We start from the raw sequence: 8,595 nt of genomic DNA, 5'->3' as shown, positions 1-8,595 counted from the left end.
CTTCTGTGTACGAGAGATGCCGGTTGGCCGCAAACTCCTTTAGCGCAGCCGCCGTCTCTGGGTTCATGTTGACGCTGAGGCGAACGAGATCCTGGGTAGCGTTTCGCTGTTCAGTGGTCGCTTCGTTGTCGGGCACGGGATTCTCCTATTCGGGGTGGAACGCGCGGTCGATGGCAGCAGCTTCAGCTCGTAACATCGACGACTCGGCCTGCCAGGGCATGGCTGAGTGCGAATCACCCGAGCGTGGGGAACGCTCGATCGGTTGGTGATTCGTTGAGAGAGGTTGACCGCGATCGCATGACTGCGGCCGGTTTCTCTGACGCGTGGAGGGGTCTGGGTCCTAGTCAAACGCCTCATGTGTTGGTGGGCACACGAGGAATATATCACACGAAACGCCGTCGATACACATCCTGTGTACATATGAGTGACACCTTCTGGTAGTCTATGAACATCCCTCAGGGTGTCCGACGTTCCCGACCTCGCGCCCTGTCTCAGCTCATATAGACCAGGACCGCATGTGAACGACGACGCAGATGACTCCGACCCCCTCCTGCCCTGGGAACTTCTAGAACCCCTCGTCATCTACATGGTGACCAAGGGGATCCGCGAGATCCGCCTGGAATCCCGGCAGCTGCCCGACCGTCCCGCGGTGGAGCCGCAGCGCGAGACGTCGGAACACGAGATCTCCTGCGACGCAGCGCCGGACGCTCCCGGCCTCCAGGGCACCTACGCCGTCTCGGATGAGTCCGGAGGTGGACTCATCGGACCCACCTCCGTTCCGCAGTCGCTCATCCGCCCGATCCTTCGCGCCCTCGATGCAACTCCGGTGACGGGTATCAGCATCAAGACCGACGCGCCGATCTTCTCGGAGCCGGCGACAACGACGACGCTCGCTCCTCCCGCCGAGAGCTTCGAGGAGTTCGAGCTGCCGTCTTCCGATAACTGGCCGCCGGCGGTCGTCGCTGTGCAGTGCCCTCGCGGAGGCGCCGATGGCTGAGAGCGAGTTCGAAGAGGACGCCAAGCCCCAGTTCAACCCCGCCCCCTCTGCCTGGCGAATCCGCTCAAGGCGAGTGCCCCCTCATTGGCTTCACATCGCAGACACTCAGCGCCTACTGGGCCTCATCATCGTCGTCTCGACGCTGCTGCTGTACGGATACCTAGTCGTCGCCGTCGTCGTCAAATGGATTGATGACGAATCCTTCGTCCGGACAGTCGCCGCTCTCGCTCCCCTGCAGGCGCTTGCTGCTGCGACCGTCGGATTCTTCTTCGGTCGACGAGACAATACCCAAGCTTCCGGCTCCTGAGGCCAGGCGGCACGGAGAGGTGCCCCGAACCGATGCATGCCAGTCGACTCCGACCTGGCACACTCCTCCTGTGAGCACCGACTATCCCCGATACCTCGTCGACTACTACGCGAACGGCGAGCACATCTATCAGGACGAGCACGCCCAGACCCCGCCGGTGATCGGACACGGCTTCGAGTTCGGCCGCAAGTGGTACCGGATTGTCGACGTCTGGACCGTCCACGAGAAGCATGCGCCGGTCACCCACGGCACGGCCGTGTTCCTCCAAGAGGTCGAGACACCACCCGTGTTTCTCGAAGTGGACCGTAAGTACTACCGCTGAGGAGCGGCGCCGCCTCGTCCATAAGCATGGACCGTTCTGCGATCCGGCGAAGCGGTTGTCATGAAGGAAGCCGGAGCGCTAACGTGCCGGATCGGCTCGAGATCAGAGCGAGTCCGATGCAATTGGGCTGCCGTACTGTGGCAGATCTCGCTGAGTGTACTTCGGTGCGTATTTCGCATGTAGAGTCGCCCGGTCGAGCTTGAAGTCGATCCCCGGGGCGTCACCCGCTAGCCAGGCAACAACGAGGTATTCGCCGAGCTGCAGCTGGTTATCGAGCCAGTCAAAATCCTCAACGCGAGCCGCACCGCCAAGCAGCGACTCGTGGTGATGAAGAGCCCATCCGCTGATCGCAAGCTTCGATGCTGTGGCCTTCTCGAGAGTGGCCGCCAGCTGTGCGTTGACCCAGATGTCGCGGGCTTCGCGTGGCAGCGTAAGTGGCTCCTCGGCACCATCGGTGGTCTGAGGTAGCAGCCCGTCCGGGTCTCTTCGATCCGCGCGGTGCGCCCGCGTCCGCGCCGACTGAACGGCAATCCGGGCCGATCCCAGCGCGTCTAGGAGCGCCTGCCCGTAACGCTCGCGACGCAATCTTGCCGATTCCGCTCGAGCGAAACGCCACGTTGCGATCCCACCCGCGATGGCTCCGATGACGGCGGCGACCAGAGGGGACGCCCAGTCCTTCATGATCGCCGCAAATGTAGCCCAGTCGCTCATGCCACGACGATAGGCCGTGAGACTCCCTGATGGATTACCGCATCGACTCGAGAATCCCGCCCCGGCGGCACACCCAGCTAGAGGTACTCGTACGACCTCAAGAAGCAGGACTGATGCCAGACAGTCCAGCGTCGAGTCGCTCGTAGATGCGCGGCCCCGTAGGTTCTGCGACGTTGTCCTCCCAGGGGAACTGAGGGGTGGGGTCAACGATGAGGCGGGATCCGTCGAGCCTGAAGTGTCGGAAATCGCCCCCAAAGCGGAACGTGTCCCGGACGTTCATCCCAAGATCTCGCACCCAAAATTCCACCGTCATCAACCAGTGCTCACGGCGCCCGAGGTCCTCGGGCGTTCGGAGCGCCGCGCGAGCGACGACGCGTTGCCACGACACCTGTGTCTGCTCCCCCGGGCTCAGGATGATGCCTTCCCCGGATCGGACGCTTAGTTCTCCCTGCGCCGAGTCGACGACGTCAATCCGGGCAACAGTGCTCGAGAGGTTTCGGAACGTGATCGCCGCCGAGGTTCGGAAGAAAACATCCTCCTCTGCCTCCAGTTCCTGGCGGTGCTTTACCTCGACGAAGGAGCCTTGGAAGCTTCTCATCAAGTTGTGCCGACGGGCCGTGGCAATGACCAAGGGAGCAATCGTGTCCAAACGGGCCTCCGTCTGACGCCGCTCTGTAATGACCGCCTTTCGTTCCTGCTGGTCGAGCTGTCTTCGCGCTTCGGTGGCCTCGTCACGCGCGAGGTGAAGCTGTTCAGTGGCTGTGTGCGTTTGAGCTCGGGCTGCCTCTGCCTGCTGCTTGGCCCAGTGAGCCGCCCATCCCGCGAAAACGGCTGCCGTAATGGCAGCAAACAAAGTGAGGGTGCCCGTCACCGCAGATATCCAGTTCGGCAGTCCTTCCCAAGCCACGTCGACCGCTGCTGCTTGGAACGATGTCATGTCGGCACTATTCACCATGACGGGATGTTGTCACGAACCGAAGACAGGGATGAACGCTGACTAATCCTTCCGCATCCGTCGTGCCGATAGCGCGGGCCAACCTCAGCGCGAGGCCCGCACCCGTCTGCTCCGGAACAGCGGCGGCGATGCGGGCGGTGTCGGCGTCGAGCACCCCGGCCTGCACGATGACGATCCGGTCACCCGGCTGTAGCGCGCACGCGATCGCATGACGGATCCCCCCGACCGTCAACGCCGCGCTTCCGACCCTCAGAGCGTCCGCCGGTTCTCCAATGACAGTGATATGTAATGCACGCAGGCACTATGTGACCTGGGCTACGCTGTGGGCGTGCGTGGAGGGCTGGAAAGGTGGAAGCGGGGTGTCGGCTCGCAGGGTGTCCGGCAGGCCGTGGAGTACGCCTTTCATGGCGCGTGCGACTCGCATCTGACGGGTGTGTCGGGGGCGGCCGCGCTTGCGCATTACAGCGATGTGGATGCCGGTGAAGTGTCGCGGTTCGTGGTGGTGGATGGGGAGATCTCCGTTGACCAGCTGGATCGGGCCGGCCTGGCACGGTGGGTCAATGGTGACGATCCTGAGACGGGCGAGCGGCGGGGCCGGGAGCTGGCGTCTGCGGATGCGGATCTGGTGCTGGACGGGACGATCAACGCGCCGAAGTCGTACAGCCTGGTCGCGTTGCTGAATCCGGAGCTCGCCGCGGAGTTCGAGGCGCTGCAGGACCGGCTTCGTGAGCGGATCCTGTTGACGTGGCAGCGTGAGCTGAACGCGCGGCGCGGTGCCGGCGGTCGCTTCCGGGAGCAGCTGCACCGGATCGAGGTGGTCGAGCTGCAGCATCGGCGATCGCGTGCGTTGGACCCGCATTTGCACCGGCACCTGTGGCTGAGTGTGAAGGTGCTCGGTCAGGACGGAAAGTGGTCGAACGTGGACTCGCGTGTGGCGATGAAGCTGCACACCGTGGTCAACGCGGAGGGTGAGCTGGCCGCGCGGACGGACCCGCAGTGGGTGGCCGCGTTGGCTCGTCATGGGTACACGATCGGCGCGGACGGGGAGATCTCGCAGCTGGTGGCCGCGGTGCGTCCGCTGTCGCGGCGGTCGAATCAGATCGAGGCGAACAAGGCGGTCAAGCTCGCGGAGTGGCAGGCGGCCAACCCTGGTCAGGAGGCTGACCGGACGGTGTTGCAGGCGATTGACCGGTGGGCGTGGGCGCAGGGTCGGCCGAACAAGCCGGGCCAGGTCGACGAGGACAGCTGGGGGCAGATGGTGGCCGAGGAGATCGCGGCCATCGACTCGCGCCTTGTCCGCCCGCGTGCCGCGGTCGCGGTCGAGGCGGTGGCGGTTGCTGACCTTGACCGTGATCTTCTGGCGGCCAAGGCTGTGGCCGAGGCGGACAAGAGGTCTGCGGCCACGGGTGGCCGGTTCAGTGTGTATGACCTGCGGGCGGGTGCGACGCGGGCGGTCGCGGCGTCCGGTGTCGTGGCTGACCGTGTGGTCCTGGGTGAGGTCATCGAGGACGTGACTGCTCGCGCGGTGGGCGGGGCGGTGAACCTCCTGGCCACGGACGAGGATGTCCCGCCGCACATCAAGGGGTATATCGCTGCGGGGACCGTGGCCGTGAAGGTCGCGTTGGCCGAGCAGTTTGACCGCCTGAACGTGCCGGGTGTCACGGTCCCGGTGGACGTGATCGACGATCTCGCCGGTCAGGTCCTCGCGGACGGGCAGTCCCTGGACGAGGGGCAGACGGCGGCTGCCGCGGCGATCGCCGGCACCGACCGGTTGGTGACGGTCACCGGCCCGGCGGGGACGGGCAAGACGACGATGCTGCGGGTGGCACGTCGCGCGTTGGAGGGGCAGGGGCGTCGGCTGTTCGTGGTCGCTCCGACGAAGAAGGCGGCGTCGGTGGCCGGGCGGGAAGTCGGTGTGACAGCGTCGAGCCTTCACGCGCTCCTGGTGGATCACGGGTGGCGGTTCGGGGAGAACGCTGCGGGCGCCGTGGAGTGGACGCGGGTGCGTCCGGGTGAGGCGGACCCGGCGACCGGTCGCGTGTACGACGGCCCGCGCCGGTATCCGATGGTGTCGGGTGATCGGATCGTCGTCGACGAGGCGGGCATGGTCGATCTGCACACCGCGTCCGCACTGGCCACGTTGGCGGAAGAGACCGGCGCTGGGATCGCCCTGGTTGGGGATCATTTGCAGGCGATGCCTGTCGGTCATTCCGGGGCGATGGCGATGATGACCCGCCGCAGCGGAACCGTGGTTGAGCTCACCGCGGTGCATCGGTTCGTCGACCCGGAGTACGCGGCGCTGTCGCTGCGAGTGAGGGATCCCGGTTCCTCGGCCAAGGCGACTGAGGTGGCGGAGCTGCTGCACGAGCGGGGTCACGTCGCCCTCGTCGACAGTGCTGAGCACGCGCGCGACCGGATGGTCGATGCGTGGTTCGACTGGGCGGGGCGGGGAAAGCGTGCGGCGCTGGTGACGATGACCAACGCCGAGGCGCAGAACATCAACGACCGGATCCAGCAGCGTCTCGTCGACGAGGGCCGGCTGAGCCTGTCTCGGATCGGCGTGGGCCAGGACGAGCAGCGCATTCTGGTCGGCGACGTCGTGCAGACCCGTCGCAACAACACGGAGCTGGACGTCGACAACCGGGCGCTGTGGCGCGTCGTGGACATCACGCGGGACGGCGCGGTGTTGGCGAGCCTGTCGGACTCAGCGGACACGCGCGCGGTGACGGCGGACTACCTCGCGGAGCACGTGCACCTGGCGTACGCGTCCACCGTGCACGGCATCCAGGGTGAGACGATGGATGCCTCGATCGTTGGTCCCGGTGTGGACGCGGCGGGTCTGTATGTTGGGATGACCCGCGGCCGCCGGCACAACGAGGTCGTCGTGGTCGCTCGCAGCCTGCGGGAGGCGGTCGCCGAGGTGGCCTCGACGATGCTCCGTGGCACCCCGGAAGTCACCGTCGACGACGGGATCCGTGCTGCTCGGGAGGAACTTGCTCGCGCCGCTCGGACACCTGTCGCGGCCGTGGACGCGGCCTCGGCGTCCTGGGACGATCGAGGGGTGCGACCGTTGGGCGCGATTGTCGACCTGGATGCGTACCTCGAGCAGGTGTCCGCAAAGGTGCCGGCGCTGCGGTCCGAGCTGGAAGAGCTGGGCGATCTGATTCGTCGGGATCAGACGGCGCTTCGTGAGCTGGAGTCGCGTCAGCGCACGCTCGAGGCGCGCGGCCACGCCGCGGCCGCCACGGTTGACGGTGACGTCCCTGTCCCTAGCGGGCCGCTTGTGACGGTCCGCGCGCGGTTGGTGGCTCGGCTGGAGGAGCGGGAGCAGGTTCGAAAGACCAAGGGTGGGGAGTACGCCAGCGCCGTTCGGGCGCTGGAGCACGGGCCGCTCGAGAGGGACGTCCGTGCCGGGCAGTCCGAGGCGCAGCGCGATGCTGAGCACCGCGCCCGCCTTTCGCACATCCGCTCTCGTCGTGCGAGGGGCGCAGCGGTAGCACCCGGGCCAGCCGTCTCGACCCCCTTGTATGACGGGCCTGCCCTGGGCCTCTGAGCCCTGCTTCACGGGGAGTACCAGCTGGAGCGTACTTGCGTCGGAATCGGCAACCCAGCCGGGAGGACCGGCCCTACGCCCCAGCGCCAACCGGTGCCTCTTCAGCGAGCGGAGAGCAATCCGCCTATTTGGGCATCACATATGAACTCTCAGATAGCTCGAATGAACTCGGATGTACTCTCATGGGGTTCCTGAAACGGCAACTCACGTTGGTGCTCGCGGCTAACCCATGGTGGCCTCATCGGTAGACTGGAGGCATGAACAAAGCCACCCGCGCCAGCGCTGGGGCACCCCCCGCGTCCGCGGGCAGGCCTCCGCGACGTGAACTGCTGCTCCCGATGCTGGAGGGCACGAAGCGTTCTATTGTTCCCATCCGTCGGGAATTCATCCAGAAGCCCCGCGGAACATCCGGATCCCGTGGCTCCATCCTCTCTCAGCTCGCGCGGGATGAGTCCGCTCTGGACGCATATCTTCTCCTGCACGCTCTCGCGTCCAGCAGCGAACCGTATTCCGCGGAGTACCCCGCTCCGACGTGGACGCAGCTGGCGCGGCTGGACGAGGCGGCCACGTTCGACGCTGCTAGGTCGCGGTGGTCGAAGGTCGTCTCGAAGCTGGTGGCCCTGAACGTCATCGAACGAAAGCGCAAGGGCAACACGATGGATTATCGGCTCCTGCACGAATCAGGTAGCGGTGAGCCGTACACCCGCCCGAAGAAGACGGCTGACGGTCACTGGCTCCGGTTGCCGCACAGCTACTGGCTCGACGATTACGACGCCGCGCTCAGTCAGCCGGAGAAGCTGATGCTCCTGATCGCTCTCGATCTCGGAGACAGTTTTGTGCTCCCGTTCAATCAGTCCGCGGCCTGGTATGGCATTTCGGAGGCGACAGCCCGACGAGGCCTGAGAGGCCTCGAAGAGCGTGGACTGCTGTCGAAAACGAGCTCCCGCGTCGTGTCTCCCCGATCGCCTACGGGCTGGATGGACGAATTCCGTTACACCCGCGAAGGGGCGTTCTCGGCTTCTGCCGTCGAGGCGGCGGCGAAGGCAAGCCGTCGTGGCAAGGGCAAGGTCGGTTTCTCTGAAGAGGACGCGTCATGAGCGTTCTCTTCGTGGACGAGTCCAAGGCGAAGGGGTACACGCTCGCGGCCGCTGTCGTCGTGCCCGGTGAAATGGAATCGGCTCGGCGCAACGTGCGTGGTCTCGTTCTGCCCGGTCAGCGTCGTATCCACTTCACCAAGGAGCAGGATGCGCGCAAGCGTCTGATCCTTTCGCGCCTCATCGAGTTCGGCTTCCAGGCGCACGTGTTCCACAGCTCTTCGAAGCACGCCTCGGTCGGCCGCGAAGAGACCCTGGGTGCTCTTATCGCGCATGCTGTCGAGCACGGACATCGGCGCGTCGTACTTGAGCGGGATGATTCCATTGCACAAGCTGATCGACGGTTTCTGTTCCATGAAGTCCAACGACATGGCCTCACCGGGACGCTCACGTACGAACTCGAACCGCCCCACCTGGAGCCACTGCTGTGGGTGGCTGACGCTGTGGCCTGGAGCTACTCCAAGGGCGGCGAGTGGAAGCGTCGAATCGAACCACTGGTGGCTGGCATTACGAGACTGCCCGCATAAAGCGCGAAGCTCGGCCCACCCACCGTCCGGAAGGCTGCCGAGCTCACTTCGCGTCGCTATTGCAACGCGCAGGTTCAGTTTACCCGTTTACCAGCGCTCGGGGCTACAGGGTCCTGCGTCGCAAGGGGC

8 protein-coding genes are annotated in these 8,595 nt (G+C 65.5%); 6 read left to right on the top strand and 2 right to left on the bottom strand.

All coding sequences use genetic code 11. The features are described from left to right. The first annotated feature begins 517 nt into the window (after positions 1 to 517). The 3 genes from RKD05_RS17905 (at position 518) to RKD05_RS17895 (ending at position 1,626) form a co-directional block, all read left to right on the top strand. A complete protein-coding gene (locus tag RKD05_RS17905) occupies positions 518 to 997 on the top strand; it encodes a hypothetical protein (protein ID WP_424711986.1) in 480 nt (159 codons plus the stop codon). Next, a complete protein-coding gene (locus RKD05_RS17900) occupies positions 990 to 1,304 on the top strand; it encodes a hypothetical protein (protein ID WP_424711984.1) in 315 nt (104 codons plus the stop codon). Before RKD05_RS17905 ends, RKD05_RS17900 begins: the two co-directional genes overlap by 8 nt. 70 nt (positions 1,305 to 1,374) lie before the next feature. Continuing rightward, entirely contained in the window at positions 1,375 to 1,626 is a 252-nt protein-coding gene (locus RKD05_RS17895; protein ID WP_424711982.1) for a hypothetical protein, read from the top strand. Between the two features lie 102 nt (positions 1,627 to 1,728). Here the strand turns inward: RKD05_RS17895 and RKD05_RS17890 are convergent, their stop codons facing one another. Together RKD05_RS17890 and RKD05_RS17885 are read right to left on the bottom strand one after the other, a co-directional pair. Then, positions 1,729 to 2,337 carry a hypothetical protein gene (locus tag RKD05_RS17890; RefSeq protein WP_424711981.1) on the bottom strand — a complete coding sequence of 203 codons (609 nt, stop codon included), beginning with the start codon at positions 2,335 to 2,337 and terminating at the stop codon, positions 1,729 to 1,731. Between the two features lie 97 nt (positions 2,338 to 2,434). Beyond that, positions 2,435 to 3,274, bottom strand: coding sequence for a hypothetical protein (locus RKD05_RS17885; protein WP_424711979.1), 840 nt, complete (start codon positions 3,272 to 3,274; stop codon positions 2,435 to 2,437). Between the two features lie 346 nt (positions 3,275 to 3,620). Here RKD05_RS17885 and RKD05_RS17880 point away from each other — a divergent pair, with 346 nt between their 5' ends. The 3 genes from RKD05_RS17880 (at position 3,621) to RKD05_RS17870 (ending at position 8,466) form a co-directional block, all read left to right on the top strand. After that, complete coding sequence (locus tag RKD05_RS17880; RefSeq protein WP_424711978.1) at positions 3,621 to 6,845, top strand: AAA family ATPase; 3,225 nt, start codon at positions 3,621 to 3,623, stop codon at positions 6,843 to 6,845. Between the two features lie 257 nt (positions 6,846 to 7,102). After that, entirely contained in the window at positions 7,103 to 7,942 is an 840-nt protein-coding gene (locus tag RKD05_RS17875; RefSeq protein ID WP_424711977.1) for a hypothetical protein, read from the top strand. Beyond that, positions 7,939 to 8,466, top strand: coding sequence for a hypothetical protein (locus tag RKD05_RS17870; RefSeq protein ID WP_424711976.1), 528 nt, complete (start codon positions 7,939 to 7,941; stop codon positions 8,464 to 8,466). Before RKD05_RS17875 ends, RKD05_RS17870 begins: the two co-directional genes overlap by 4 nt. Positions 8,467 to 8,595: the final 129 nt, after the last annotated feature.

Origin of the sequence: Microbacterium sp. SLBN-111, assembly GCF_049739645.1 — a bacterium.
Taxonomy (GTDB): domain Bacteria; phylum Actinomycetota; class Actinomycetes; order Actinomycetales; family Microbacteriaceae; genus Microbacterium.
Note: the sequence above shows the minus strand (reverse complement) of the source record. Positions and strands in the feature narration are given on the sequence as shown.